This is a genomic window from Streptococcus sp. 68, from assembly GCF_013277415.1.
Classification (GTDB): domain Bacteria; phylum Bacillota; class Bacilli; order Lactobacillales; family Streptococcaceae; genus Streptococcus.
Window position 1 is genome coordinate 132,776 of the sequence record NZ_VMMX01000011.1, and the last position, 26,086, is coordinate 158,861.

Below are 26,086 nucleotides of genomic sequence, written 5' to 3' on the forward strand. Positions count from 1 at the left end.
TGAGGTTGCAGATAGAACTGACGAAGTCAGTAACATCTATACGATAAGGCTAAGCTGACGTGGTTTGAAGAGATTTTTGAAGAGTATTAACGAGGTGGCAGTCCAAGGGCAATGCGGCCGTAGCGACTGATTCGTGTGATTTTCCAGGCAGGCGACCAGGTAACTTCAACCTTGACATCTTCGATACCCTCGATTTGTTTCAGACCTGCCACGATTTCGATAGGCAGGCTTTCGGCACAATCGCAGGCGGTGTCAGTGAAGGTCATGACAATCTTGCAGAGACCCGTTTCATCCAGATTGATTTCATAAATCAACCCTAGATTGTAAACATCCAATTCCACATCTGTATCAAAAACCTTCTCTAGTTTTTCGATAATTTGGTCTTGTAAGGCCAAAGCACGGTCATTGATTTTGATATCGTCTCTCATTACAGTCCCTCCACGTGATAAATATCCTCTATTTTCTCATAATTCTGACAATTTGGCAAGCTTTTGATGAATTTTCTGAAAAATATGATAAAATGAAGAAAATACGGAATCAAGGGGAAGCCTATGGAGCAGATTGGAAAAGTCTTTAGACAATTACGAGAGTCAAGAAATATCTCGCTGAGACAAGCAACTGGGGGACAATTTTCGCCGTCTATGTTATCTCGCTTTGAAACTGGTCAGAGTGAGCTTTCGGTGGAAAAGTTTCTATTTGCCCTAGAAAATATATCTGCCAGTGTAGAGGAAATCCTCTTTCTGGCGAGAGGGTTTCAGTATGATACAGATTCTGAGTTGAGAAAAGAAATCATAGATGTCTTGGATCCAAAGAATATAGCTCCGCTTGAGGACTTGTATCGCAAGGAGTATCAAAAGCATGCCCATTCTCAAAACAAACAGAAACATATTTTAAATGCCATTATTATCAAGTCTTATATGAAGAGCATGGACGAAAGGGTAGAGTTAACGGCAGAGGAGGGGAAAGTCCTTCATGATTATTTGTTTTCTACCGAGATCTGGGGAATCTATGAACTCAATTTATTTTCAGTCAGTTCACCATTTCTATCTGTTTCTCTTTTCACTAGGTATGTTAGAGAAATGGTACGTAAATCTGATTTTCTAATGGAAGTGTCTGGCAATCGAAACCTGTTTCACACTATACTATTGAATGGTTTTTTAGCCAGCATTGAGTGTGAAGAATTTACCAATGCCTCTTATTTTAAACGTGTTATCGAAGAGCATTTTTACAATGAAAATGAAACCTATTTCCGAATTGTCTATTTGTGGGCGGAAGGTCTTCTTGATAGCAAGCAAGGTAGAGTCAAGGAAGGCCAGAAAAAGATGGAGGATGCTGTCCGTATTTTTGAGATGCTTGGTTGTAATAAATCTGCTGAATACTATAGAAAAACGACCGATTGTTGAATATTTGCAAACTAAGAAAATAATTTGAAATTTGAAGCGATAGAACTTTTGGGCTCTCTCGTGTCACTGGAGAAATTCTATCGTTTCTTTTTGATCATTTTATTTGTTGCATATATTCAAAAGTTTTTCCTCTAAAATTTCTAAGTGCTATACTATAGTCATACTTCACATAAAACTTATACTCTTCGAAAATCTCTTCAAACCACGTCAGCTTCACCTTGCCGTACTCAAGTACAGCCTTCGGCTAGCTTCCTAGTTTGCTCTTTGATTTTCATTGAGTATTTGAACAAGAAGGGAGATTATCTATGAAACTATTGTTCAGAAATCAAGCTTATCGTCTCTTGACTTTGTCACGCTTCTTCAATGCTTTTGGTGCTTCGATTTTCAATCTAGTTTTTATCGTCTATGCATCGACCTTGCCACAAGCCTCTTTTGCGGTTGCTATGGCGAATATTGTCATGCTTCTTCCGACTCTCTTTACAGTTTTTGTAGGGATTCGGGCAGATTACACGAGGGACAAGGTCAAATGGATGATCTATAGCGGTTTGTTTCAGGCGGTTTTATTTTTTCTAGCAGCTTTAGTTGTCCAGCAAGCTAGTTTATTTGCCTTTTCTAGCCTGTGTTTGATCAATGTCATTAGTGATGTCATCAGTGATTTTGCAGGTGGTTTGCGCATGCCTCTCATTAAGGAAAAAGTAGCTGAAAATGATTTGATGGAGGCTTACTCTTTTTCCCAATTCATCACCTATATTTCAGCTATTGGTGGTCAAGCTTTCGGAGTCTGGCTCTTAGGGCTATCGGTCAACAATTTTTCCCTCGTTGCGGGAATCAATGCCTGTTTTTTCCTAGTATCAGCCTCTGTTCTCTTTTTAGGAAAAAGCAAATTGAGCCTGTCAATGTCATCTGCTGATGGTGAAAACCTAAAAAATGAGAAGCTTTCTATCAAAGACCAGTTCCTAACAATTTACCGAAATTTACGTCTCGTTTTTCTTAAAAGTGGACAGAAAAACTTTGGTTTTATGCTCTTTGCTGTCTTGCTTATCAATGCCTTGGGTGGCGCTTTAGGAAGCATCTATAACATCTTCTTTTTGAGCCATTCTCTTTTGGCCTTTTCTTACACAGAGGCATTATTTATCAGTCAATTCTGTGCTTTGTTAGCAATCATCATCAGTAGCCTTACGGGCAATGATTATTTTGGGAAGCAGTCCTTGCCTAGATTGATGATGTGGGTGACCGTAGGACTCAGTCTAGTTGGTCTAGCTAACTTATTCAATCAAGTCGTACTTGGTTTACTATTTCTCTTTTTAACTCTGTATGTGTCTGGTAAAGTTCAACCAAAGATTAGTGCCATGCTCATGAAAAATCTAGCCCCAGAGGTTCTGGCTCGTACCAGTAATTTTTTAGGTCTCTTGTTTACCTTATCCATACCTGTGGGAACAGCCTGTTTTTCACTAGTAGCCGTATGGAATATACAGTTGACTTGGATGCTATTTGTTGGTTTTTCCTTGCTAGCTATTTTTTTGACAATTTTTAATCTCAAAAATGATATTTGAATCCTAATTTTTTTCTCACTGTTTTAATCCCTCTATTTATGGTAAAATAAGACTATTAAGTTTAAAGAGGATTCCCTATGAAATTACAAAAACCAAAAGGAACGCAGGATATTTTACCTGCTGAATCTGCCAAGTGGCAGTACGTTGAGGGCTTTGCCCGTGAGATTTTCAAGCGCTATAACTATGCAGAAGTGCGCACGCCTATTTTTGAGCATTACGAGGTTATCAGTCGCTCTGTCGGAGATACGACCGATATCGTAACCAAGGAAATGTATGACTTCTATGACAAGGGTGACCGTCATATCACCCTACGTCCAGAAGGAACTGCGCCCGTTGTCCGTTCCTATGTGGAAAATAAACTCTTCGCGCCAGAAGTGCAAAAGCCAAGTAAGTTCTACTACATGGGACCTATGTTCCGTTATGAGCGTCCACAGGCAGGACGTTTGCGCCAGTTCCACCAGATTGGTGTTGAGTGCTTTGGCTCTAGCAATCCAGCTACCGATGTAGAAACCATCGCTATGGCAGCCCATTTCTTGAAAGAAATCGGCATCCAAGGTGTCAAATTGCACCTCAACACTCTTGGAAATCCTGAGAGCCGTGCGGCATACCGTCAAGCCTTGATTGACTATTTGACACCGCTCAAGGAAACCTTGTCTAAGGATAGCCAACGTCGTTTGAAGGAAAATCCTCTCCGTGTCTTGGACTCTAAGGAAAAAGAAGACAAGGTGGCTGTAGAGAATGCACCGTCTATCTTGGATTTCCTCGATGAAGAAAGCCAAGCTCACTTTGATGCTGTGCGTCAGATGTTGGAAAATCTTGGAGTAGACTATATCATCGATACCAATATGGTGCGTGGTCTGGACTACTATAACCACACCATTTTCGAGTTTATTACTGAGATTGAGGGCAATGACCTGACAGTCTGTGCGGGTGGTCGTTACGATGGTTTGGTTTCTTATTTTGGAGGCCCTGAAACTGCTGGATTTGGATTTGGACTTGGTGTAGAGCGTCTGCTTCTCATTCTTGAAAAGCAAGGTGTGGCCCTCCCTATCGAAAACGCCCTAGATGTCTATATCGCGGTTTTGGGCGAAGGAGCAAATGTCAAGGCCTTGGAATTGGTACAGGCTCTTCGCCAACAAGGTTTCAAAGCAGAGCGTGATTACCTCAACCGTAAACTCAAAGCTCAGTTCAAGTCAGCCGATGTCTTTGCAGCTAAGACCCTCATCACCCTAGGAGAGAGCGAAGTCGAAAGCGGACAAGTAACGGTCAAGAACAACCAAACCCGAGAAGAAGTGCAAGTGTCACTTGAGACAATCATCCAAAACTTCTCAGAAATCTTTGAAAAACTAGGATTTTAATGATAGATAAACTGGTCAGGAACCCACTCCTGACCTTTTTCTTTTGCAAAATGACAAAAATCATAAACTTTTTGACAAATATGATTGTCAAAAAGAAAAAGATGTGTTACAATGTAAGCAAGTTAAGAAATAGGAGGGAGCCACATGTGGGTATGGATTTTGTTTCCTTTTCTCGTCTTGATTTATATGAGTCAATCTAAGAAAATCAAGCGGTTAGAGAAGAGGTTAAAGGTAATCGAAAGAAAAGAGAAAGGAAACGCAGAAATGTCGAGATTATTGCAAGAAATGATTGGAAAGAAACCAACAATCATTGGAGAACTATTTGGAACAAATTTTTGGGAAGTTGTGGATGTTGATGAGGAATGGGTCAAGCTACGATACGTAGATAAGACGGGAAAAGAAAAAATCAAGTTGCAACGTATTGAGGATATCCAAACAGTTGAATTTGACGGAGAGTAGGTGTGTGACATGCAACTAAAAAATCGTCTAAAAGAGCTGCGGGCTCGCGATGGCCTCAATCAAACCGAACTAGCCAAGCTAGCAGGGGTTTCCAGACAGACTATCAGCCTATTAGAACGGGACGAATACACCCCGTCCGTTGTGATTGCCTTGAAAATATCTCAAATTTTCAACGAAACAGTCGAATCGGTATTTCGCTTGGAGGAGGACGAGTGATGAACAAGTATAAAGTGATTTATTACATGAGTGTTCTTGCCCTCATTGTGAATGCTTTCGCTATGATTGGAACATTACTGGGGTGGTTCTATTTTGTTGAAAGTAAGTATTTGTTTTGGGTTAACTTAGTCCTCTTGTCCATTTTCAACTGGTTGAAGAAGAAGGAGAAAAATGATGAACAAGTATAAAGTGATTTATTATGTAGTTGCCATAGCTCTATTAGTCAGCCTGTGTCTACTAATTGGAACAAATCTAGGATGGTTTGATCTCTATTACAGCGACCAATTTATCTGGGCCTACTTTGCTCTTATCCCAGTCGTTGACTGGATTGAAAAGAAATCCAAAAATCTAGCAAGTAAATAAGGAGAATGAATATGGAAAAGAAAAAGAAACGTGGATTGTTGTTTTTAATGGTTGTTGTCTTGGGATTTTTCTTGGGCATTTTTGTAGGGATGTTTAAGGCTGTTGCCGAATCCCACGGAATTATGTTAGATGTAAAAATCTTGATACCCTGGATATCAGCTATTTGTTTAGTGTTAGGTTTCATTAGCATTCTTTTGACATTCAATTTCTTAAAGAAAAGCAGAAAATTTCATTCCTTATACCAAGAGGAAATGGATGATGATCTGAATGAAACCTATTATGTGCAAATGTATCGGAATCTCGAGTTTGGAACCATTGCTTTTAATATTGCAAGTGTAGCGATTTTATTGGCTCTTTTCATCTCAGGTAGTGAAGCGGTTGTACTAAATGGAAGCCATATAACCTTATCTCTTTCTTTTTTGGCATTAGTGCTGATTTTCAGTGTTCAAAAATATCTTTTCAAGACGATTTCGATTGTTCGTCAGTTTGATTTGGCATTTTTCTCTATTCCAAAAGATATGTTAGATTATGTAAATTCTTACGATGAAGGAGAACGACAAGCTAATTTGGAACAGAGTTTTCGGATTTTATTTCAATTAAACCAATATGTTTTACCAGGTTTGTATATTTTGATTGATATTGTTTCTGTACTTACGGGAGAAATTCAGTTATTAGGTCTTTTAGCTGTAGCTGTAGTCCATATTTATATCAATATAATGTATATACCTATGGTAAAACGCTATTTCAAATAGGAGAACTTTATGAAACTACTTAAAAACCTTGGCTGGTTTCTTCTAGCCATTCTATCCTTTTTATTCATCTATGGCTTCATTCAGGTGCTCGCGACTACGTCGCTTGCCTTAGGCGCTTCACCCTATGCTGTGACCTTGCTCTATGTGGCCTTGGCTGGAGTTTATGTGTACGGTATTTACAAATGGTATCAGAAAGCTCCTGTTCGTATTGAGAAGAGTGGCTTCAACCGATTTATTTGGCTTCCTGCCTTGGTTTGGTTCTTATCTCTGGTTGTCCAGTTTTTCTTGCCAAATGATCCTTCAGTAAATCAGCAAATAGCGATAGACTTGACCTTGTCTCAACCACTCTTCTCCTTCTTTGCGGTCGTTATTTTTGCTCCTTTGACGGAAGAACTTATCTTTAGAGGGATGTTAGCACGCTACCTTTTTCCTAAGCAGGACAATAGTAAACAAACTCTGATTTTTCTTCTGGTATCCAGTGTTCTGTTTACCTTGATTCATTTCCCAGGTGATGTGCAACAATTTTTTGTCTATTTTAGCCTTGGTTTTAGTTTGGGATTGGCCTATATTAGCAGAAAAGGTCTGGTCTACAGTATTTCTCTACATGCTTTGAATAATTTAGTCAGCTTTTTGATGATTCTCATGCTATAATAGAGTCAGGAGGTCACATGAAACGAGTAATTTTATTAGCAGTGATTCAGGCAGTCGTTCTATTTTTCATCATTGGGGCGCTAGCTTATGCCTTCAAAGGCGATTTCTTCTATAACTATCTAGCAGTTGTTTTTGCCCCTATTGCAGGTGTCTTGCGTTTTGGGACAGCTTACATAACGGAAATTGTCTTGCCTCGAAAGGCAGCCGAAATTGCTGAAAAGCGTAAAGCAGGCAACAATTCAAAATAAAAGAGTCCGATGAACTTCATCGGATTTTTGTATGGGCGTTAATTTTTAAAGACTGGCAAACTTTTCTGCTGATTTTCATGAAGAGCCTGCGCTTTTATGGTAAAATAGTAACAGAATAAAAGAGGAGAGAAAACATGAAACGTAGTATGTATGCTGGTCGTGTTCGTGAGGAACACATCGGACAAGAAATAACCTTGAAAGGATGGGTTGGCCGTCGTCGTGACCTCGGTGGTTTGATCTTTATCGACCTTCGTGACCGTGAAGGAATCATGCAGTTGGTTATCAACCCTGAAAAAGTATCTGCAGAGGTTATGGCAACAGCTGAAAGCCTTCGTAGCGAATTTGTTATCGAGGTGACTGGACAGGTCGCTGCGCGTGAGCAAGCCAATGATAAGTTGCCAACTGGTGCAGTTGAGTTAAACGTGACAGCTCTGACAGTGCTTAATACAGCTAAGACAACCCCATTTGAGATTAAGGATGGCATTGAGGCTAATGACGATACACGTTTACGTTACCGTTACCTTGACCTTCGTCGTCCAGAGATGTTGGAAAATCTCAAACTTCGTGCTAAGGTGACCCACTCTATCCGCAACTACTTGGATGAGTTGGAGTTTATCGACGTGGAGACACCATTCCTTTCTAAGTCAACTCCTGAAGGGGCGCGTGACTACTTGGTGCCATCTCGTGTTAATAAAGGGCATTTTTATGCTCTTCCTCAAAGTCCACAAATCACGAAACAGCTCTTGATGAATGCTGGTTTTGACCGTTACTATCAAATCGTTAAATGTTTCCGTGATGAGGACTTGCGTGGTGACCGTCAGCCTGAATTTACTCAGGTCGACTTGGAAACATCTTTCCTTACTGAGCAAGAAATCCAAGATATTACAGAAGGCTTGATTGCGCGTGTGATGAAAGAAACCAAAGGCATCGAAGTAACGCTTCCATTCCCTCGTATGAAATATGATGATGCTATGGCTCTTTACGGTTCTGACAAGCCAGATACCCGTTTTGACATGTTGCTTCAGGACTTGACAGAAGTGGTCAAAGGTGTAGACTTTAAAGTCTTTTCAGAAGCACCTGCTGTAAAAGCAATTGTAGTCAAAGGCGCTGCGGACAACTATTCACGTAAAGACATCGACAAGATGACTGAAGTAGCCAAGCAGTACGGTGCCAAAGGTCTTGCTTGGGTTAAGGTTGTTGATGGAGAATTAAACGGACCAGTTGCCAAGTTCTTGACTAGCATCCAAGCAGAATTGACAACAGCGCTTGCTCTTGAAGATAAGGACTTGGTTCTCTTTGTGGCAGATACGCTGGAGGTAGCCAATGCAACGCTCGGTGCCCTTCGTGGACGTATTGCCAAAGAGCTTGGCTTGATTGATAACGATAAATTCAACTTCCTTTGGGTGGTTGACTGGCCAATGTTTGAATGGTCTGAAGAAGAAGGCCGCTACATGAGCGCCCACCATCCATTCACACTTCCACAGGAAGAGACTGCTCACGAATTAGAAGGTGATTTGGCTAAGGTTCGTGCCATTGCTTACGATATTGTCTTGAACGGTTATGAGCTTGGTGGTGGTAGTCTTCGTATCAACCAAAAAGACCTTCAAGAACGCATGTTCAAGGCTCTTGGTTTCTCAGCTGAAGAAGCAAATGACCAGTTTGGTTTCCTTCTTGAAGCCATGGACTATGGTTTCCCACCACACGGTGGTTTGGCTATAGGGCTTGATCGTTTTGTCATGCTCTTAGCAGGAGAAGAAAATATCCGTGAAGTCATTGCCTTTCCTAAGAACAACAAGGCAAGTGACCCAATGACACAAGCTCCTTCAACAGTCGCTCTCAAACAACTAGAGGAACTCAGCTTACAAGTAGAAGAAGATGAAACAAGCAAAACGAATTAAGCGGTGGCGCTATTATCTGCGCCGCTTTGCTTATCAGATAAAAATTTTACGTGTCTTACAAAGCATCTCTCGGGAAAAATATGATGAGAAGATTTCAGCTTCTCTGGTCTATGGTTTTTTATCAGCAGTGGCAGTCAATTTCTTTTTCCAACCAGGGCATGTGTATTCGAGTGGTGCGACAGGTCTGGCACAGATTATCTCTGCCTTGAGTAATCACTGGTTTGGTTTTCATATTCCGATTTCGCTAACCTTTTACGCTATTAACTTCCCTTTGATGGTCTTGGCTTGGTATCAGATTGGCCATAAGTTCACCGTCTTTACCTTTATCACGGTATCCATGAGTTCCTTCTTTATCCAGTTTGTCCCTGTGGCAACCTTGACGGAGGATCCCATTATCAATGCCCTTTTTGGGGGCGTTGTCATGGGCTTGGGGATTGGTTTTGCTCTTCGCAACAATATCTCTAGTGGTGGGACGGATATTGTCAGTTTGACTATTCGCAAGAAAACAGGTAAGAATGTCGGTAGTATTTCTTTCTTAGTAAATGGGACTATCATGCTGATAGCAGGTTTGACCTTTGGTTGGAAATACGCTCTCTACTCTATGATTACCATCTTTGTCTCTAGCCGTGTGACAGATGCGGTCTTTACTAAGCAAAAGCGTATGCAGGCCATGATTGTGACCAATCATCCAGATAAGGTAATTGAAAAAATACATAAAAAATTGCACCGCGGCGCAACCATGATCCACGATGCAGAAGGAACCTATAATCACGAGAGAAAGGCAGTTTTAATCACTGTTATTACACGTGCAGAGTTTAATGAATTTAAACAGATTATGACACAAGTGGATCCAGGCGCCTTTGTCTCTGTATCGGAGAATGTTCATATTCTGGGACGATTTGTTGAGATAGATAACTAGTGACTAGTACTTAAAATGAGTTTTCCCACAATAAAACGCATACTATCAAGTTTTTAAACACCTGATAGTATGCGTTTTTTGCTTTTAACGACTTTTTGCCCAGTCTCTTATTTTTCAATAATTTTGTGGGCGATTAACTGACGGTAGCAGATTTGTCTATTTTCTTTAGAATCATTGATGATGCAGAGAATCGTTTCAAATGATGTTCGACCAAGTTCTAGGCTATTAATATCGACATAGGCTGCCAAGTTGAGCTTGGGATTGACTGAGTCGAAGCTGAGGACAGGGACATCCAGTTGGTGTTTTGCGATGTAATCACAGACCCCTGCAGCAAGGAGACTATCAATGGTAATAATAGCGTCAATATTTGGATCGTGTTTGAAGAGAAGTCTACTAAAGCGATAACCATTATCTTCAAGAAATTCAGTAGCAAAGTAAGTCAGATTAGTATCGAGAGGAAGTTGGTATTGTTTTAGAGCTAGCTCGTAACCTGTCAGACGGTCTTGTGTTACGAAGAGTCTCTTAGTCCCTCCAATAAAGGCAATTCGTTTGCAGCCTTTTTTGATGAAATATTCAGTCGCATCAAAACCAGCTTGGACATTGTCATTATCGACAAGTGGAATGAAGGGAGATAGAGATTTACCTAAGATAAGGAAAGGAAATTGCTCGTCTGCTACTAACTTAACCAAAGGGTCCTCTTCTTGGGCATAGAGGAAAATCAAACCATCTACACGCTTACCATAGACCATCTGAGAAATAGCTTTAAGACGCTCTTTGGCATCTTTACCTGTCGCAATCTGAATGGCGTAGTGATTTTCAGAAGCGACTTGGGCAATGCCACGGAGAACAGATGGGAAGAAAGGATTTTGATAGAAGGCATCTGAGTCGTCAGGAAGCACCAAGCCAATAACTTGGGTATAACTGCTTACCAAGCTACGAGCATTGAGGTTGGGGTGGTAATTGAGCTCCTTCATAGCCTTGCGAACGCGTTTTTTCGTTTCGTCGCTAATGGTTGATTTATTTTGAATAACACGGGTTACGGTTGAAGGTGAAACACCAGCAGCCTTGGCCACATCTTTAATCGTAACGGGCATAAAAATCTCCTATTTATGGTAATCTGGATCACGGAAATGTGTTTTATAAAAAATAGTGACCAGATATAGAACAAAAAGAATGTTTTGTACAGTGATAAGGGTTGACATATTTTGGCCAAACAATCCCAAAATAAGCGTAATCAGAGTTGGCAATCCTAAACAGTTCAAGATAAAATGGTAGCACTCTTTAAAGGTCCTAAATGAAAAGAGGCGTGATTTCTTAGTGATATAAAGGAGAAGACTCGCTCCTAAAGAGACGATAAAGAAATTCAAACCAAAGAGGAAGCTCGCACCGAGAACTAGGAAGAGACTGATATAGACACGATTCTGCTGGTACCAGTCTTTAGAAATTGCTTGGGTCAAGCTGTCCTTACTTTTGAAACTCTCAGTCTGAATCGCTCGGTAAGAGATTCGGGTCAGTTCCTTACTTTCCTTGCTGATGATCAGCTCATTTGTATCGAAATGCAGTTGCAAGTCCTTCGGGAACTCCTTACTTGGGCTTGGACCAATCACAACAGAAGGCGCTTGATTAGCTGTTCCTGTATAAGTTAATGTGCCATCAACAATTCTAGCATGTTCAGAGAGATCCTGGATAACCTCATCTGTCAGAGGTTCATAGACATTATCGATAAAAGTTTCTAGCGGATAAGTCTCCTGTGAGCTGTTTTGGATGGCAATGGGTACCATAGACAAGCTGATAAGGAAGATACTGGTAAAGAGAAGTTGAAACCAGTTGAGTCCGAAACGTTTGGACAGGGGCTTACGAAATCCCCAAATACTTGAAAAATAGGAAAATGGATATGGAAGCATAGGTATCTTTCTAAAAGGTGTTTTCTATATGAGTATTATTATATAGAGAAATGTGCTTTATTTCAAGTCTAGGAGAAAAATTGCTTGTTGTAAGGACATTACTTACAGTAACAATCGTTAATACTCAATGAAAATCAAAGAGCAAACTAGGAAGCTAGCCACAGGTTGCTCAAAACAGTGTTTTGAGGTTGCAGATGGAAGCTGACGTGGTTTGAAGAGATTTCCGAAGAGTATAAAATGAAAAAGGGTGGCGGGGATATATTATCCCTTGTCGCCACCACTTGTAAGTCCTGAAACAAAGTTCTTTTGTAGGAAGAAGAAGAGAATACAGATTGGAAGGGCGATGAGGATAGCACCTGCTGAGAAGTAGGCAATCTTCATGTTTTTCACATTGCTAACGAAGGTTTGGAGACCTACGGCAACAGTAAAGTATTCTTTCTCACGAAGCAAGAAACTAGAGAGGATGTAGTCCCCGAAAGGTCCCATGAAGGCCCAGAGAGCTTGTACGGCAACCATTGGGCGAACAAGTGGAAGAACAATTTGCCAGAAGCGGCGGAAGTGTCCTGCACCGTCTAGTTTTGCAGATTCGTCTAAAGACATTGGTACTGTATCGAAGTAGCCTTTCATGAGCCAAGCATTCATCGGGATACCACCACCAACGTAGAGGAAGATGAGGAACCAGCTGTGGTTAAGGGCGTTCAACATAAGCGCCATAACGAAGAAGGCTGTCAAAGCGGCCATGGTTGGCACCATTTGGATAATCAAGAAGAAGACCAAACTTTGTTTACGAGCCAAGAAGTTGTAACGGCTGTAAGCATAACCAGCAAGTACGATAATACTTGTTTGAACAGCCATGGTAATCAAGGCGATAATCAAAGTGTTGAGGTACCAAGTACCGTACAAGGTTTCAGTGAAGAGGCCTTTAAAGTTATCAAAATTGAGGTCGATGTTAGTATCTAGTTTAAAGGCTGAGACGTTACCTGCTTTAAAGGCTGACATGATGGTAATCAAAAGTGGATAGATAATGACAATTGATAGACCAATCAGGTAAAGGTAAGTAAGGGTTTGAGTCAGTCTACGTTTGAGTTTAATTGAGTTATTCATCTTAGACGTCCTCCATATCAAATGCGTGTAGTTTCTTGAATGCGATCATAGAGATTGAGATGACAATGATAGAGATAATCAAGGTAACAGCTGCCGCCATTGAGTATTGAGGAGATGTACCTGTTGTCAAACGGTAGATCCATGAGATCAAGATATCTGTTGAACCAGCTCCTCCACCGACACTACCAGGTCCTCCACCATTGAAGAGGTACATGATAGAGAAGTTGTTAAAGTTGAAGGTGTATTGGCTAATCAAAGTAGGTGCTGCAACAGCCAAGATCATTGGGAAAGTGATGTTGCGGAATTTTTGCCAAGCATTGGCACCGTCAATATAAGCTGCTTCGTAAAGGTCGTTAGGAATAGATTGTAAGATACCTAAAGTCAAAACGTAGATGTATGGGAATCCAAGCCAACCTTGCATCATAATCAAGGCAACCTTTGTCCAAGTAGGGTCTGTTTTCCAAGGGATAAGAGCCCCATCAAGGAATGGAAGGAATTTAGCAAAGATCGGCAAGACTTGAGTGTTGATAGCACCGACACTATCATTAAACATATTTGAGAATGTCAAGATAGTGATGAAGGCTGGGACAGCCCAAGGAAGAAGGAAAATAACACCGAAGATACGTTTTCCTTTGATAAATGGTTGGTTAGCAATGATAGCTGTGAAGATACCAATCACGATCTGCAAAGTTGAGGCAGATAAAGCCCAGATGATAGTCCAAGAAAGAACAGAACCAAAGGCAGAACGGAAGGTACTCAAGCTCCAAATGTTTGTAAAGTTGGTCAAACCAACCCAGTCCAACAATTTGTTTGGTGGTAAGTGTTGGAAGTCATAGTTAGTAAAGGCGATCATCAAGGTTACGATAACTGGGAAGATAATCGCAAAAGTCATGGCAACATAAGATGGAATGATCAAGAGGTAAGGGAAGCCATTTTCATAGATTCCTTTGATCATTTCTTTGAGGGTACGTGGAACTGGAATTCCATTGTTAATGCGTTTTGCAATCGTATGTGCATCTTTAATATTTGAGAAATAAAAGAGTACATAAACGACTACAAAGATTAAATGGAAGGCACCACGAATCAGCATAAAGAGGGAATTGTCACGACCTGGCTTGTCACCAAGAGTGATGAGGTTGCTCAATTCAGGGGCTGCAAGTGCTAGGAAGTAAAGGACAAATACGATGGTTACACCAAGGAAGATAAAACCTTTGGCTTTTTGTTTATTGTAAATCTGTCCTAACCCAGGAATGATAGACAGCAGGGCTGCTTTACTAGGTTGTTGCTTTTCCATAATAACTCCTTTCATAGGATACTGCTTTTTTATAAGAAAGCTAAATTATTTGTGTTTCTATTGATAAATTCAAAGGGGGATTTGATTTCCACCCCCCTTGAACAAATTTGTTATTCACCAAATTTTTGTTTGATTGTTTCTTTAATCAATGTTACAGCATCGTTAGCAGATGTTTTCGCATCTTTTTGACCACTTACAGCATCAAAGAGCATGTTTTTCGCTGGATCCCAAACTGCAGACATTTGAGAGATGTTTGGCAGTGGCTGAGTGCTCTTGAACTGTTTGATAACAGCTGTTGTCAACTCATCGTTTTTACCTTCAGCGTATGAACGAGCTTCAGTATTCGCTGGGATTTCATTAGTCTTATCGTATAAGGCTTTTTGTTGTTCAGTTGAAACAAGGAAGTCTACAAATTTTTGTGCGGCTTCAAGGTTCTTAACGGCTTGAGGGATGACCCAGGCTTTACCACCACCGAATGCAGCATATTCTTTTCCATTTGGAAGAGTTGGAATAGTTGCAACTCCGTAGTTTACTTTAGCATCTTTGAAAGCTTGAGCTTTCCAAGGTCCGTCGATGATAGCAGCTGTTTTACCTTCTTGGAAATGAGTTTGGATCAAGTTTCCAGCACCTTCTGTATCTTGCATACCTTTAGGCCATTTTTCATACCAAGATTTAGCGTAGTTGATACCTGCGATAGAACCGTCGTTTGCAAGACCGATGTCTTTAGGATCTTTACCATTTTGACCGAATACGTATCCGCCGTTACCAGCAAGAAGTCCGTATGCATAGTAGAAGTTTGTCCAGTCAGCTAGGAAGGCAGTAGTTTTGCCATCTTCTCCAGCGAAGGCATATTTGCTATCTTTAGCAAGGTTTTCCAAGTCAGCAAATGTTTTTGGAGCATCTTTTACCAAGTCTTTGTTGTAGTACATAACAAGTGACTCGATAACGGCAGGAGCACCGTAAACTTTACCATTAGCAGCGGTTACAAGAGATTTAGTTGTGTCGTCTGTTTTAGCACCATCGCTCAATTTCACTTCTGAAAGTTGTCCGTCAGAACCAAGGCTACCTACACGGTCGTATGGAGCCATCATAATATCAGGGACATTACCAGATTGGTTGTCAAGTGAAAGTTTATCAAGACCTCCTAGAGCATCACCAGTTTTAAGAGTAATTTTTACGCCAGCTTCTTTTTCATAAGCTTTAGCAATCTCTTCAATATAGCTCTTATATCCTTCGTCTACATATACAGTGAGTTCTTTGGCTTCAGATGAACCAGAATCAGCAGGCTTATCAGCAGTTTTGCTTCCGCAAGCTACCAAAAGCAAGCTAGCAAGTGTAACAGTTCCAAGCACAGCAGCGCTCTTCGTGAATTTAGATGACATAGTGTATTCCTCCTAAAGAATAACAAGTTTTATTGACAAGAAAAACGCAAACGTTTTCCTTTATGAGCTTAGTATAGCACAAATAGAAAACGGTTGCAAGTGTTTTTGTTAAAAATTTTAAAAAATTTTTAAGCTTGATTTGATAGCATGATTTTGCTTTTTAATAGAAGAAAAGTGTGAAATAGATAAGAATACAGTATTTTTAATAAAAAATATATGGAATCTATATAAATAGGGAAATCAGGAGGGTCTACCTCCCTGTTTCTAATTCCTATCTATTTTCTATGGACCTTTGTGTCCTCCTACATCTAAATTCAAGTTTTCTGGAGAGGATTTGCAGTTTGTAGACTGTCCCGTGAGGCTCAAACTTTAGGATTAGATAGTTTTAATACTCTTCGAAAATCAAATTCAAACCGCGTCAACGTCGCCTTGCCGTACTCAAGTACAGCCTGCGGCTAGTTTCCTAGTTTGCTCTTTGATTTTCATTGAGTATAAGTTATCTTTGCTAAAATGAGTTAGTCTCCTTAAAAATAATCAAAAAAGTTTTTTAAAAACGCTTGCAATTATGTTTGAAAAGGAGTATAATTATAAGTAACGCAAACGTTTGCGTCTGTTAAAATACGCAACGTTCCATTATTTTAACACATGAGGTGCTATTATGAAAAAACGTCAAAGTGGTGTGTTGATGCACATCTCTTCTCTCCCAGGAGCTTACGGAATCGGATCATTTGGTCAAAGTGCTTATGACTTCGTTGATTTCTTGGTCCGCACAAAACAACGTTACTGGCAAATCCTTCCATTAGGAACAACTAGTTACGGGGATTCTCCTTACCAATCTTTCTCAGCCTTCGCAGGAAACACTCATTTTATCGATTTAGATATCTTGGTGGAGCAAGGTTTGTTGGAAGCAAGTGACCTTGAAGGAGTTGACTTTGGTAGCGATGCGTCTGAAGTTGACTATGCTAAAATCTACTATGCACGTCGTCCCCTTTTAGAAAAAGCGGTGAAACGTTTCTTTGAAGTCGGAGATGTTAAAGATTTTGAGAAATTTGCTCAAGACAACCAATCATGGCTTGAGCTCTTTGCTGAGTATATGGCTATCAAAGAGCATTTTGACAATCTCGCTTGGACTGAATGGCCAGATGCAGATGCTCGTGCTCGTAAAGCTTCAGCACTTGAAAGCTACCGTGAGCAATTGGCAGACAAATTGGTTTACCACCGTGTGACTCAGTACTTCTTCTTCCAACAATGGTTGAAATTGAAAACTTACGCTAACGACAACCACATCGAAATCGTTGGGGACATGCCAATCTACGTAGCGGAAGATTCAAGCGATATGTGGGCAAATCCACATCTCTTCAAAACAGATGTCAACGGTAAGGCAACTTGCATCGCAGGATGCCCACCAGATGAGTTTTCTGCAACTGGTCAGCTTTGGGGTAACCCAATCTATGACTGGGAAGCAATGGACAAAGACGGCTACAAATGGTGGATTGAACGCTTGCGTGAAAGCTTCAAAATCTACGATATCGTTCGTATCGACCACTTCCGTGGTTTCGAATCTTACTGGGAAATCCCTGCTGGTTCCGATACAGCAGCACCTGGTGAGTGGGTGAAAGGTCCTGGCTACAAGCTCTTTGCAGCCGTTAAGGAAGAACTTGGTGAGCTAAACATCATCGCTGAAGACCTTGGCTTCATGACTGATGAAGTGATCGAGTTGCGTGAACGTACTGGCTTCCCAGGAATGAAGATTCTTCAATTTGCCTTCAACCCAGAAGATGAAAGCATTGATAGCCCACACTTGGCACCTGCTAACTCAGTTATGTATACAGGAACACACGATAACAATACGGTCCTTGGTTGGTACCGTAACGAGATTGATGATGCGACTCGTGAGTACATGGCGCGCTACACTAACCGTAAAGAATATGAAACAGTGCCACATGCTATGCTTCGTACAGTCTTTTCATCAGTTAGCTTCATGGCAATTGCAACTATGCAAGATTTGCTTGAATTGGATGAGACAGCTCGTATGAACTTCCCATCTACCCTTGGTGGAAACTGGTCTTGGCGTATGACTGAAGATCAATTGACACCAGCTGTCGAGGAAGGTTTGCTTGACTTGACAACAATTTATCGCCGAATCAATGAAAATTTGGTAGAATTAAAGAAATAAGACAATAATCAGGAGACAACTAAACATGTTATCACTACAAGAATTTGTACAAAATCGTTACAATAAAACCATTGCAGAATGTAGCAATGAAGAGCTTTACCTTGCTCTTCTTAACTACAGCAAGCTTGCAAGCAGCCAAAAACCAGTCAACACTGGTAAAAAGAAAGTTTACTATATCTCAGCTGAGTTCTTGATTGGTAAACTCTTGTCAAACAACTTGATCAACCTTGGTCTTTATGACGATGTTAAAAAAGAACTTGCTGCTGCAGGTAAAGACTTGATCGAAGTTGAAGAAGTTGAATTGGAACCATCTCTTGGTAATGGTGGTTTGGGACGTTTGGCTGCCTGCTTTATCGACTCAATTGCTACTCTTGGTTTGAATGGTGACGGTGTTGGTCTTAACTACCACTTTGGTCTTTTCCAACAAGTTCTTAAAAACAACCAACAAGAAACAATTCCAAATGCATGGTTGACAGAGCAAAACTGGTTGGTTCGCTCAAGCCGTAGCTACCAAGTACCATTTGCAGACTTTACTTTGACATCAACTCTTTATGATATTGATGTTCCTGGTTACAAGACAGAAACGAAGAACCGCTTGCGTTTGTTTGACTTGGATTCAGTTGATTCTTCTATTATTAAAGACGGTATTAGCTTTGACAAGACAGATATCGCTCGCAACTTGACTCTCTTCCTTTACCCAGATGATAGTGACCGTCAAGGTGAATTGCTCCGTATCTTCCAACAATACTTCATGGTTTCAAACGGTGCGCAATTGATCATCGACGAAGCAATCGAAAAAGGAAGCAACTTGCATGACCTTGCTGACTACGCTGTTGTACAAATTAACGATACTCACCCATCAATGGTTATCCCTGAATTGATCCGTCTTTTGACTGCACGTGGTATCGAACTTGACGAAGCAATCTCAATCGTTCGTAGCATGACTGCCTACACTAACCACACAATCCTTGCTGAAGCGCTTGAAAAATGGCCTCTTGAATTCTTGCAAGAAGTGGTTCCTCACTTGGTACCAATCATTGAAGAATTGGACCGTCGCGTGAAAGCAGAATACAAAGATCCAGCTGTTCAAATTATCGATGAGAGCGAACGTGTTCACATGGCTCACATGGATATCCACTACGGATACAGCGTTAACGGGGTTGCGGCACTTCACACTGAAATCTTGAAAAATTCTGAGTTGAAAGCTTTCTACGACCTTTACCCAGAAAAATTCAACAACAAAACAAACGGTATCACTTTCCGTCGTTGGCTCATGCATGCTAACCCAAGCTTGTCTCACTACTTGGATGAGATTCTTGGAGAAGGTTGGCACCATGAAGCAGATGAGCTTGAAAAACTCTTGTCTTATGAAGATAAAGCAGCTGTCAAAGAAAAATTGGAAAGCATCAAGGCTCACAATAAACGTAAATTGGCTCGTCACTTGAAAGAACACCAAGGTGTGGAAATCAATCCAAACTCTATCTTTGATATCCAAATCAAACGTCTTCACGAGTACAAACGCCAACAAATGAACGCCTTGTACGTGATCCACAAATACCTTGACATTAAAGCTGGTAACATCCCTGCTCGCCCAATCACAATCTTCTTTGGTGGTAAAGCAGCTCCAGCCTACACAATCGCTCAAGACATCATCCACTTGATCCTTTGCATGTCAGAAGTGATTGCTAACGATCCAGCAGTAGCTCCACACTTGCAAGTAGTTATGGTTGAAAACTACAACGTTACTGCAGCAAGCTTCCTTATCCCAGCATGTGATATTTCAGAACAAATCTCACTTGCTTCTAAAGAAGCTTCAGGTACTGGTAACATGAAATTCATGTTGAACGGAGCTTTGACTCTTGGTACTATGGACGGTGCTAACGTGGAAATCGCTGAGTTGGTTGGCGACGAAAACATCTACATCTTTGGTGAAGATTCAGAAACTGTTATCGACCTTTACGCAAAAGCAGCTTACAAATCAAGCGAATTCTACGCTCGTAAAGCTATCAAACCATTGGTTGACTTCATCGTTAGCGATGCAGTTCTTGCAGCTGGAAACAAAGAGCGCTTGGAACGTCTTTGCAATGAATTGATCAACAAAGACTGGTTCATGACTCTTCTTGACTTGGAAGACTATATCAAAGTGAAAGAGCAAATGTTGGCTGACTACGAAGACCGTGACGCATGGTTGGATAAAGTTATCGTTAACATTTCTAAAGCAGGATTCTTCTCATCTGACCGTACAATTGCTCAGTATAACGAAGATATCTGGCACTTGAACTAAGATACAAATCTATACTTAATACATTTTGTAAAAAAGCGAGTTTCGATTGAAATTCGCTTTTTTAAATGCTGTGGATTTGGGTCAATCTTGTCTAAAAATAGGGAAATTATAGATACAGTGAAGGCTTTAAATGCTGGTTTTTACGGTCTTTCAGCTTCAAAATCTACTTAAAAATCACCTCAAATTTCTTGTATTCGCTTATATAAAGTATTATAATATGATTATAGGAAAGAAGGTGTTCTTATGTGGAAAAAATATTTTTCAAAATATAAATGGACTGATTTATTTTGGATACTATTTGTTATTTTGACATGCCTCTTGACGGGTAATAATACTCTTTTCCCCCTTACCCATCAAGAAATCTCTTATCATGGGTGCTTATTGGGAATTACACTTGCCTTATATCACTTGCTATTTATTGATAAGTTTGTTATCTCGAATCGAAAATAAAGATTAGGGCTATGCTTAACTGTGTACTTTTAGAATTTATTTTGGAGGGAAGATTTTGTCTCTATTATTTATTATTTTAAATTTGTTTATCTTGTACAAGATCTATTCTTTGAGGCGGGAGAAATCGAAATACTTGATTTATACGGCCTATATCATATTTGGGATAAATGTACTATATGGTATTCAATGGTTATTAAGAGAACTGATTTCAACTATTTCCCCTTAATGTGTATAGAAACTCCAGTGATTTTTGCATAACAAAACGCATAAGATTAAGGATTTAGTTCTGTATTGCACAGGACTGAGTCCTTTTAGTTTTACCTTAATTCGTTTATTGTTGTAGTAATCAATATAGTCTACAATGGCTTGTTCCAATTGCTTAAGCGACTGAAACGACTTCTCATAACCGTAAAACATTTCCGATTTCAAAATCCCAAAGAAGGACTCCATCATACCGTTGTCTGGGCTGTTACCCTTACGTGACATGGATGCTTGAATTCCCTTACCCTCAAGAAACTGATGATAAGAATCGTGTTGGTATTGCCAGCCTTGGTCACTATGGAGAAAGGTATTCTCGTAGCGTTTCTCTGTGAATGCCTGTTCCAACATTGCTTTTGCTTGTTCTAAGTTGGGTGAAGTTGAAAGATTATAGGCGATAATTTCGCTATTAAAGCCATCTAAAACTGGTGATAAGTAAAGCTTTTGAGTACTTGCTGGAATGGCAAATTCTGTCACATCTGTGTAGCACTTTTCCATTATTTTAGAGCCTTCAAATTGACGTTGAATGAGATTCTCTGCCTTCTTGCCAACGTCTCCTTTATGAGAAGAATATTTTCGTTTCTGTCGCATTTTAGCTTGTAAATTGAGTACTTCCATCAAGCGTTGAACTCTTTTATGATTTACCAGATAACCACGATTTCTTAGTTCTAAATGAACCCGACGATAACCATAATTTCCCTTGTGTTCGATAAAAATGAATTGAATTTCAGCTTTAAGCTCTCGGTCCTTATCTGGTTTATCTAGCTGTTTCAAGTGATAGTAGTAGGTCGAACGAGCTAGTTTAATGACTTTTAGAAGAATATCTAACGAAAACTCAGTCATTAATTCTTGAACAATTTCTGTCTTTCTTCTTTCTCTTTTTCCTCCTTCAATCGGAGTTCTCTTAACTTTTTTAGGATGGCATTCTCCGCTCTCAGGTACTCATTTTCTGCTTGAAGACGTTCTAATTCTGTTCTCTCTTCAGGTCTCTTTTTTGGCTTACGTCCCATTTTAGGTACTCTCCCTCTTGTTTTCTCAACAATAGTATACCCGTTTTTCTTGTATTGTGCTAGTCAATTAAGAAGTATCGTACGACTTGGGAGACCGTATTCAAGAGAAACTCTATCTTTAGTCCAGCCTTCATGTAAGACTTTATGAATCATTTCTTGTTTTAAATCAGGAGAATAGTAACGATTTTTTCCTTTTTTGACGAACTCTATTCCGTAACGATCAATCAATTTAATCATGTATCTAATATTAGAATTATTTATCCCAAATTTATTCGAAAGCTTCTCTAAGCTATATCCTTGTTTTCTAAGTTCATAGATCTGAACTTTATCATCATAAGTTAACTTCATGATAAAAACACCCCAAAAGTTAGATTTTTTTCTGTCTAACTTTTGGGGTGCAGTTCATTCACTAAATTACCGTTTTTTGTTTGAATTCTATTACTATTAACTACCTATTATTACTAATATTATTACCAACAGTACTAATATTAGTACTAATTACCCTGAGGCCATCGTTTGTAAATTGACCCAAAACGTCAAATCCGTCATAAATTCCTTTATAAATAAAGAGTCCTAAAATTATAGATGAAATAATAATACTTGCACAAATAAAATATGTATGTTTTTTTTCGTTCATAATATCAATCCTCCTTTTTATTTGTATCCGCTTACATTTTATCATATAATGTTATTGTAGTCAAGAAAATGTGCTATTATGTTAAAAAATATTTTTCAAAATATAAATGGACGGATTTATTTTGGATTTTATTTGTTATTTTGATCTGCCTCTATATAGGTAACCATGATTTGTTTCCTCTCAATCATCAAGAAATCTCGCTTCGAGGGAGTTTCTGGGGATCTGTACTTGCCTTATATCAATTGCTATTTATTGATAAATTTATTATTTCGAATCGAAAATAAATGGAGAAGCTAAAAGCTTTAAATGTTTTAGACTTTTGGGATAGATAGTTTAAAAATTGAAATTTAAAACCGCAGATCTTCTTGAAATGCGGTTTTTTGTGTCAATTATAGTACTTTCCCAACCAGAACCTCAGCCTCAATGGTAATCTCTGTCAGTTGGCTCCAGTCAATCTTGCTCTGGTCAACGTGAAAGAGTAGAGGTGTCATACTGAGTAGGGCTTGGAGCTGCTCTGTTGTGATAGTCTTAGTCAGAGAGGCAGTTTGGCTAGATAGGATGGTAAAATGTTCTTGGAAATGATTTTTGATATCTTGGTTGGAATAATCCTTCTTTGTTAGCCGGTCTTGTATCTTTTGACGAATTTCCTTGAGGTGATTTTCAGTTGGGATGACTTTTATCAAGATACCGTCTTTGGATAGAACGCGACGAAATTCTCCATAGTTGGCAGGCGAGAAGACATCAAGCAGAATATCCATGCTAGCGTCTTTTATAGGAAGACGAGCCAAGTCGCCCACAAACCAATTGACTGCCCAGTTGGGTTCGCTCTTGGCAGCGATTTGGACTGAATCTTTGGAGATGTCAAAGGCATAAAAGGTTTTGTCAGGGTGACTTTCTTGGAGTTTGCGAGAATAGAAACCTTCGCCACAGCCGATATCTAAAATTGTTTTGGCATTTTTTGAGTTTGAAAGTAAATCAGAGATGGCCTCTAAAATAGCTTGGTAAAAACCAGCTTCTAGGATTTGTTGTCTGTTTTGAAAGTTTTCCTTGTCGTAGTTAGCAGATTGCTTGATTTGAGGCGCTAGATTGACATAGCCAAATTTCGCCAAGTCAAAAGAATGACGGTTGCAGCACTTGAGACTAGTCTCTAGAAGAGTCAGATTTTCTTGACAGATAGGACAGGCAAAGGCAGTGGCAGAAGCAAAACGTTGAAGTTTGGGTTTGAGATTTGTATTCATAGTTTAAGTGTATCAAAAGAGGCAAATGAAAGCAACCTTAGGAATAAGTAGATGGGAGATTCAGTAGAAATAAAACTAATTCTCTAATTTATGGAATAAAATTGCTTTTATATCTAAATTGCTATATAATAATGATAAGGAGGAAATAAGTATGTTAAAAGAAGTATTAACCGTTGCAAAAGTTGCGAAAAAATCATCACTCTTTTTGGGTGGTGTCGCATTCGGTACCCTTGGTTTGAAAATCTTAGCAAGTAAGGAAGCTAAAAAAGGTTATTCTAAAGCTTTGGCTAAGGCTTACAAGTTGAAAGACGAGCTAGATGCATCTGTTTCTGTTGTGAAGCAACATGGAGACGATGTCTTGCAAGATGCCAAATATTTGTACGAGCAAGAGAAAAAAGAAGAGCAATTAGATAGCCTTATAGGAGAATAATATGTCTTTTAAAGTGCTACATAGAGGATACCAACATATCCGACTATCATCTTCTTTTTCACTCACCTTGGATATTCAAGACTATCTTCGTTCCTTGGCGAGAGATGAAAAGGGGATTGAGTCTATCCAGTTTTACATGGATCAACAGCACTTTACTCTACGTATAAAAGAAGGCTTTTCTGTATTAGATAATGCAGAAGCCTTTTTAAAAAGAATTGATAAAGGGAAAGTTTCTGAGTTGATGACTCTTCCCATTCGTAGAGAAGAGAGTGCTTATTCTATTGTTTCAGGTGCAGCGATTAAGCGTGTGCTTTTTCGTAGTCTTGTACCGTCTCCAATTCGCTATATATGGACTTGTTATCAGGCTTTGGGTTATGTTAGAGAAGCCTATCAAACACTAGCGCGTAAGGAACTAACGATGGAGGTCTTGGACTGTTCGGCGATTTTATTGTCCTTGTTTATGAACCAATCCAAGACGGCTAGCAATATCATGTTTATGCTTGATTTGGGGAATCATTTAGATCAGTGGTCCTTGAAAAAAACTGCAACAGATTTAGAACAAAGCCTTCTTGCAAAAGAAAGCGATGTATTCTTGGTACAGGGCGATACGGTCGTTAGTATCAAGAGTTCCGATGTTCAAATAGGAGATGTCTTGGTCCTATCTCAAGGAAATGAAATTCTGTTTGATGGACAAGTAGTTTCAGGTTTAGGTATGGTCAACGAAAGTTCCTTGACGGGAGAGAGTTTTCCTGTTGAAAAAAGAGAGTTTGATTCGGTTTGTGCAAATACAGTCTTGGAGACGGGAGAGCTACGCATTCGTGTAACCGATAATCAGATGAACAGCCGGATTTTACAACTGATTGAGTTGATGAAGAAATCTGAAGAAAACAAGAAAACGAAACAACGCTATTTCATCAAAATGGCGGATAAGGTCGTCAAATATAATTTCTTGGGTGCTGGGCTGACTTACCTATTGACAGGTTCTTTTTCTAAGGCTATTTCTTTCCTATTGGTCGATTTCTCCTGCGCTTTGAAAATCTCTACTCCTGTAGCTTATTTGACAGCTATCAAGGAGGGGTTGAACCGTGAAATGGTGATTAAGGATGGGGATGTTCTGGAGAAATATCTGGAAGTCGATACCTTCTTATTTGATAAGACTGGGACAATCACAACTAGCTATCCTATAGTTGAAAAGGTGTTACCTTTTGGAGACTATAGTGAGGAAGAAATCTTAAGAATAAGTGCCTGTCTTGAGGAACACATCTATCATCCTATCGCTAATGCCATTGTCAAGCAAGCTGAGATAGAGGGGATTGAACATGAGGAAATGCATGGGAAACTCCAATATATCGCAAGCAAGGGAATTAAGTCCCATATAGATGGCCAACCAGTTCTTATTGGGAATTATGTCTTGATGCAGGATGAGCAGATTCATATCAGTTTAGAACAAAATGCTTTAATTGAAGAGTACAAGAGTCACTACAATCTCTTATTCTTGGCTTATCAGAATGAATTGATTGGAATGTTCTGCATTCATACTCCTTTGAGAAAAGAAGCAAAAACAGCCTTGGATAAACTTAAGGCACAGGGGAAAAAATTGATTCTGGCAACAGGGGACACCTTGGTTAGGACAGAGGAATTAGTCAAAGATTTGCCCTTTGATCAGGTATATACAGACTTGAAACCTGATGGGAAATTTGAGTTAGTAGAGGAACTGCAGAAAGCAGGTCACACTATTTTGATGGTTGGAGATGGATTGAATGACTCAGCGGCTCTAACCCTGTCAGATATCGGTGTGGTGATGAATGAGAGTGCAGATATTTCTAAGCAGATGAGTGATATCTTATTGTTAGATAATCGCTTGGATTTCTTCCAAGAGTTGGATTCACTATCATCATCTTTGCAAACACTCATTAAGAAGAATATTCAAGATACCGTTGTCGTAAATAGTAGTTTGATTGGCTTTGGCTTGTTTAATTGGCTCAGTCCTTCAAATCTCTCTATCTTACATAATCTAACAACCTTACGCATAGTTTTGCGTAGCCTGTCTATTAAGGCTAGATAGGTGTGGTTATCAACAACAAAAAGGANNTCCTTTT

The 26,086-nt window shown here is 39.6% G+C and carries 26 protein-coding genes and 1 pseudogene; 18 read left to right on the top strand and 9 right to left on the bottom strand.

Annotation, left to right across the window (positions count from 1 at the left end):
* Nucleotides 1-86: 86 nt before the first annotated feature.
* Nucleotides 87-428 (bottom strand): metal-sulfur cluster assembly factor, encoded by a 342-nt coding sequence (locus HT720_RS07165; protein WP_001204052.1) that lies wholly within the window; start codon nucleotides 426-428, stop codon nucleotides 87-89.
* A gap of 123 nt (nucleotides 429-551) precedes the next feature.
* On the opposite strand from HT720_RS07165, the gene rgg reads away from it, so the two are divergent.
* From rgg to HT720_RS07225, 12 genes are all read left to right on the top strand, one after another.
* On the top strand, nucleotides 552-1,403 hold the full coding sequence (gene rgg / locus HT720_RS07170) for a quorum-sensing system transcriptional regulator Rgg (RefSeq protein WP_173275236.1): 852 nt from the start codon (nucleotides 552-554) through the stop codon (nucleotides 1,401-1,403).
* Nucleotides 1,404-1,708: 305 nt separating this feature from the next.
* Nucleotides 1,709-2,956 carry a transporter gene (locus HT720_RS07175; RefSeq protein ID WP_173275239.1) on the top strand — a complete coding sequence of 416 codons (1,248 nt, stop codon included), beginning with the start codon at nucleotides 1,709-1,711 and terminating at the stop codon, nucleotides 2,954-2,956.
* Between the two features lie 77 nt (nucleotides 2,957-3,033).
* The gene (gene hisS, locus HT720_RS07180) at nucleotides 3,034-4,314 is read left to right on the top strand and encodes a histidine--tRNA ligase (protein ID WP_173275242.1); all 1,281 of its coding nucleotides are present in this window, start codon (nucleotides 3,034-3,036) and stop codon (nucleotides 4,312-4,314) included.
* A 144-nt stretch (nucleotides 4,315-4,458) separates the two neighbouring features.
* On the top strand, nucleotides 4,459-4,773 hold the full coding sequence (locus tag HT720_RS07185) for a hypothetical protein (protein ID WP_173253475.1): 315 nt from the start codon (nucleotides 4,459-4,461) through the stop codon (nucleotides 4,771-4,773).
* Between the two features lie 9 nt (nucleotides 4,774-4,782).
* Nucleotides 4,783-4,989, top strand: coding sequence for a helix-turn-helix transcriptional regulator (locus HT720_RS07190; protein WP_173275244.1), 207 nt, complete (start codon nucleotides 4,783-4,785; stop codon nucleotides 4,987-4,989).
* Nucleotides 4,989-5,177 carry a hypothetical protein gene (locus tag HT720_RS07195; protein WP_049513531.1) on the top strand — a complete coding sequence of 63 codons (189 nt, stop codon included), beginning with the start codon at nucleotides 4,989-4,991 and terminating at the stop codon, nucleotides 5,175-5,177. Before HT720_RS07190 ends, HT720_RS07195 begins: the two co-directional genes overlap by 1 nt.
* Complete coding sequence (locus HT720_RS07200; RefSeq protein WP_001046123.1) at nucleotides 5,164-5,352, top strand: hypothetical protein; 189 nt, start codon at nucleotides 5,164-5,166, stop codon at nucleotides 5,350-5,352. Before HT720_RS07195 ends, HT720_RS07200 begins: the two co-directional genes overlap by 14 nt.
* A gap of 11 nt (nucleotides 5,353-5,363) precedes the next feature.
* On the top strand, nucleotides 5,364-6,104 hold the full coding sequence (locus HT720_RS07205; RefSeq protein ID WP_173275247.1) for a DUF3169 family protein: 741 nt from the start codon (nucleotides 5,364-5,366) through the stop codon (nucleotides 6,102-6,104).
* Nucleotides 6,105-6,113: 9 nt separating this feature from the next.
* Complete coding sequence (locus HT720_RS07210) at nucleotides 6,114-6,755, top strand: type II CAAX endopeptidase family protein (RefSeq protein ID WP_173275250.1); 642 nt, start codon at nucleotides 6,114-6,116, stop codon at nucleotides 6,753-6,755.
* A gap of 17 nt (nucleotides 6,756-6,772) precedes the next feature.
* Nucleotides 6,773-7,003, top strand: coding sequence for a hypothetical protein (locus tag HT720_RS07215; RefSeq protein ID WP_000832181.1), 231 nt, complete (start codon nucleotides 6,773-6,775; stop codon nucleotides 7,001-7,003).
* A gap of 134 nt (nucleotides 7,004-7,137) precedes the next feature.
* Nucleotides 7,138-8,901, top strand: a complete 1,764-nt coding sequence (gene aspS / locus HT720_RS07220) for an aspartate--tRNA ligase (protein WP_049539080.1) — start codon at nucleotides 7,138-7,140, stop codon at nucleotides 8,899-8,901.
* Entirely contained in the window at nucleotides 8,879-9,820 is a 942-nt protein-coding gene (locus tag HT720_RS07225) for a YitT family protein (RefSeq protein ID WP_050261019.1), read from the top strand. The genes aspS and HT720_RS07225 overlap by 23 nt, the downstream gene beginning before the upstream one ends.
* Nucleotides 9,821-9,927: 107 nt before the next feature.
* Here the strand turns inward: HT720_RS07225 and HT720_RS07230 are convergent, their stop codons facing one another.
* The 5 genes from HT720_RS07230 to HT720_RS07250 form a co-directional block, all read right to left on the bottom strand.
* Entirely contained in the window at nucleotides 9,928-10,914 is a 987-nt protein-coding gene (locus tag HT720_RS07230) for a LacI family DNA-binding transcriptional regulator (protein ID WP_173275252.1), read from the bottom strand.
* A 9-nt stretch (nucleotides 10,915-10,923) separates the two neighbouring features.
* The gene (locus HT720_RS07235) at nucleotides 10,924-11,724 is read right to left on the bottom strand and encodes a DUF1189 domain-containing protein (protein WP_173234499.1); all 801 of its coding nucleotides are present in this window, start codon (nucleotides 11,722-11,724) and stop codon (nucleotides 10,924-10,926) included.
* A 261-nt stretch (nucleotides 11,725-11,985) separates the two neighbouring features.
* Nucleotides 11,986-12,828, bottom strand: coding sequence for a sugar ABC transporter permease (locus HT720_RS07240; RefSeq protein ID WP_004236955.1), 843 nt, complete (start codon nucleotides 12,826-12,828; stop codon nucleotides 11,986-11,988).
* A 1-nt stretch (nucleotide 12,829) separates the two neighbouring features.
* A complete protein-coding gene (locus HT720_RS07245) occupies nucleotides 12,830-14,122 on the bottom strand; it encodes a sugar ABC transporter permease (protein WP_173275255.1) in 1,293 nt (430 codons plus the stop codon).
* A gap of 110 nt (nucleotides 14,123-14,232) precedes the next feature.
* Nucleotides 14,233-15,504: a maltodextrin ABC transporter substrate-binding protein gene (locus tag HT720_RS07250; protein WP_173224770.1), complete on the bottom strand. Its 1,272-nt coding sequence runs from the start codon at nucleotides 15,502-15,504 to the stop codon at nucleotides 14,233-14,235.
* A 658-nt stretch (nucleotides 15,505-16,162) separates the two neighbouring features.
* Here HT720_RS07250 and malQ point away from each other — a divergent pair.
* The 3 genes from malQ to HT720_RS10270 all read left to right on the top strand — a co-directional run bounded on the left by malQ (nucleotide 16,163) and on the right by HT720_RS10270 (nucleotide 20,414).
* Entirely contained in the window at nucleotides 16,163-17,680 is a 1,518-nt protein-coding gene (gene malQ / locus HT720_RS07255; RefSeq protein WP_173275258.1) for a 4-alpha-glucanotransferase, read from the top strand.
* Between the two features lie 25 nt (nucleotides 17,681-17,705).
* Nucleotides 17,706-19,964 (top strand): glycogen/starch/alpha-glucan family phosphorylase, encoded by a 2,259-nt coding sequence (glgP, locus tag HT720_RS07260; protein ID WP_173275261.1) that lies wholly within the window; start codon nucleotides 17,706-17,708, stop codon nucleotides 19,962-19,964.
* 243 nt (nucleotides 19,965-20,207) lie between these two features.
* Complete coding sequence (locus HT720_RS10270; RefSeq protein WP_078706315.1) at nucleotides 20,208-20,414, top strand: hypothetical protein; 207 nt, start codon at nucleotides 20,208-20,210, stop codon at nucleotides 20,412-20,414.
* 222 nt (nucleotides 20,415-20,636) lie between these two features.
* Here the strand turns inward: HT720_RS10270 and HT720_RS07265 are convergent.
* Nucleotides 20,637-22,030, bottom strand: a pseudogene (locus HT720_RS07265) (IS3 family transposase).
* 100 nt (nucleotides 22,031-22,130) lie between these two features.
* Nucleotides 22,131-22,319, bottom strand: a complete 189-nt coding sequence (locus HT720_RS07270; protein WP_050116737.1) for a hypothetical protein — start codon at nucleotides 22,317-22,319, stop codon at nucleotides 22,131-22,133.
* A 68-nt stretch (nucleotides 22,320-22,387) separates the two neighbouring features.
* Between HT720_RS07270 and HT720_RS10415 the strand changes: the two genes are divergently transcribed.
* Nucleotides 22,388-22,603 (top strand): hypothetical protein, encoded by a 216-nt coding sequence (locus HT720_RS10415; RefSeq protein WP_078375516.1) that lies wholly within the window; start codon nucleotides 22,388-22,390, stop codon nucleotides 22,601-22,603.
* A 105-nt stretch (nucleotides 22,604-22,708) separates the two neighbouring features.
* On the opposite strand, the gene HT720_RS07275 is transcribed toward HT720_RS10415, so the two are convergent.
* A complete protein-coding gene (locus HT720_RS07275) occupies nucleotides 22,709-23,557 on the bottom strand; it encodes a putative RNA methyltransferase (protein ID WP_173275264.1) in 849 nt (282 codons plus the stop codon).
* Nucleotides 23,558-23,708: 151 nt separating this feature from the next.
* Here HT720_RS07275 and HT720_RS07280 point away from each other — a divergent pair, with 151 nt between their 5' ends.
* Nucleotides 23,709-23,987 carry a DUF6110 family protein gene (locus tag HT720_RS07280; protein ID WP_000910909.1) on the top strand — a complete coding sequence of 93 codons (279 nt, stop codon included), beginning with the start codon at nucleotides 23,709-23,711 and terminating at the stop codon, nucleotides 23,985-23,987.
* 1 nt (nucleotide 23,988) lies between these two features.
* A complete protein-coding gene (locus HT720_RS07285; protein WP_173275268.1) occupies nucleotides 23,989-26,052 on the top strand; it encodes a heavy metal translocating P-type ATPase in 2,064 nt (687 codons plus the stop codon).
* The last annotated feature ends 34 nt before the right edge of the window (nucleotides 26,053-26,086 follow it).

What these genes read in the sequence shown, in the direction of transcription:
- glgP (WP_173275261.1), top strand. Translation starts at nt 17,706, where the DNA reads ATGTTATCACTACAAGAATTTGTACAAAATCGTTACAATAAAACCATT.
- HT720_RS07245 (WP_173275255.1), bottom strand. Translation starts at nt 14,122, where the DNA reads ATGGAAAAGCAACAACCTAGTAAAGCAGCCCTGCTGTCTATCATTCCT.
- HT720_RS07185 (WP_173253475.1), top strand. Translation starts at nt 4,459, where the DNA reads ATGTGGGTATGGATTTTGTTTCCTTTTCTCGTCTTGATTTATATGAGT.
- HT720_RS07165 (WP_001204052.1), bottom strand. Translation starts at nt 428, where the DNA reads ATGAGAGACGATATCAAAATCAATGACCGTGCTTTGGCCTTACAAGAC.
- hisS (WP_173275242.1), top strand. Translation starts at nt 3,034, where the DNA reads ATGAAATTACAAAAACCAAAAGGAACGCAGGATATTTTACCTGCTGAA.
- rgg (WP_173275236.1), top strand. Translation starts at nt 552, where the DNA reads ATGGAGCAGATTGGAAAAGTCTTTAGACAATTACGAGAGTCAAGAAAT.
- HT720_RS07175 (WP_173275239.1), top strand. Translation starts at nt 1,709, where the DNA reads ATGAAACTATTGTTCAGAAATCAAGCTTATCGTCTCTTGACTTTGTCA.
- aspS (WP_049539080.1), top strand. Translation starts at nt 7,138, where the DNA reads ATGAAACGTAGTATGTATGCTGGTCGTGTTCGTGAGGAACACATCGGA.
- HT720_RS07250 (WP_173224770.1), bottom strand. Translation starts at nt 15,504, where the DNA reads ATGTCATCTAAATTCACGAAGAGCGCTGCTGTGCTTGGAACTGTTACA.
- HT720_RS07225 (WP_050261019.1), top strand. Translation starts at nt 8,879, where the DNA reads ATGAAACAAGCAAAACGAATTAAGCGGTGGCGCTATTATCTGCGCCGC.
- HT720_RS07205 (WP_173275247.1), top strand. Translation starts at nt 5,364, where the DNA reads ATGGAAAAGAAAAAGAAACGTGGATTGTTGTTTTTAATGGTTGTTGTC.
- HT720_RS07270 (WP_050116737.1), bottom strand. Translation starts at nt 22,319, where the DNA reads ATGAACGAAAAAAAACATACATATTTTATTTGTGCAAGTATTATTATT.
- HT720_RS07210 (WP_173275250.1), top strand. Translation starts at nt 6,114, where the DNA reads ATGAAACTACTTAAAAACCTTGGCTGGTTTCTTCTAGCCATTCTATCC.
- HT720_RS07275 (WP_173275264.1), bottom strand. Translation starts at nt 23,557, where the DNA reads ATGAATACAAATCTCAAACCCAAACTTCAACGTTTTGCTTCTGCCACT.
- HT720_RS07285 (WP_173275268.1), top strand. Translation starts at nt 23,989, where the DNA reads ATGTCTTTTAAAGTGCTACATAGAGGATACCAACATATCCGACTATCA.
- HT720_RS07240 (WP_004236955.1), bottom strand. Translation starts at nt 12,828, where the DNA reads ATGAATAACTCAATTAAACTCAAACGTAGACTGACTCAAACCCTTACT.
- HT720_RS07280 (WP_000910909.1), top strand. Translation starts at nt 23,709, where the DNA reads ATGTTAAAAGAAGTATTAACCGTTGCAAAAGTTGCGAAAAAATCATCA.
- HT720_RS10270 (WP_078706315.1), top strand. Translation starts at nt 20,208, where the DNA reads ATGTGGAAAAAATATTTTTCAAAATATAAATGGACTGATTTATTTTGG.
- HT720_RS07215 (WP_000832181.1), top strand. Translation starts at nt 6,773, where the DNA reads ATGAAACGAGTAATTTTATTAGCAGTGATTCAGGCAGTCGTTCTATTT.
- HT720_RS07190 (WP_173275244.1), top strand. Translation starts at nt 4,783, where the DNA reads ATGCAACTAAAAAATCGTCTAAAAGAGCTGCGGGCTCGCGATGGCCTC.
- HT720_RS10415 (WP_078375516.1), top strand. Translation starts at nt 22,388, where the DNA reads ATGTGCTATTATGTTAAAAAATATTTTTCAAAATATAAATGGACGGAT.
- HT720_RS07230 (WP_173275252.1), bottom strand. Translation starts at nt 10,914, where the DNA reads ATGCCCGTTACGATTAAAGATGTGGCCAAGGCTGCTGGTGTTTCACCT.
- malQ (WP_173275258.1), top strand. Translation starts at nt 16,163, where the DNA reads ATGAAAAAACGTCAAAGTGGTGTGTTGATGCACATCTCTTCTCTCCCA.
- HT720_RS07200 (WP_001046123.1), top strand. Translation starts at nt 5,164, where the DNA reads ATGAACAAGTATAAAGTGATTTATTATGTAGTTGCCATAGCTCTATTA.
- HT720_RS07195 (WP_049513531.1), top strand. Translation starts at nt 4,989, where the DNA reads ATGAACAAGTATAAAGTGATTTATTACATGAGTGTTCTTGCCCTCATT.
- HT720_RS07235 (WP_173234499.1), bottom strand. Translation starts at nt 11,724, where the DNA reads ATGCTTCCATATCCATTTTCCTATTTTTCAAGTATTTGGGGATTTCGT.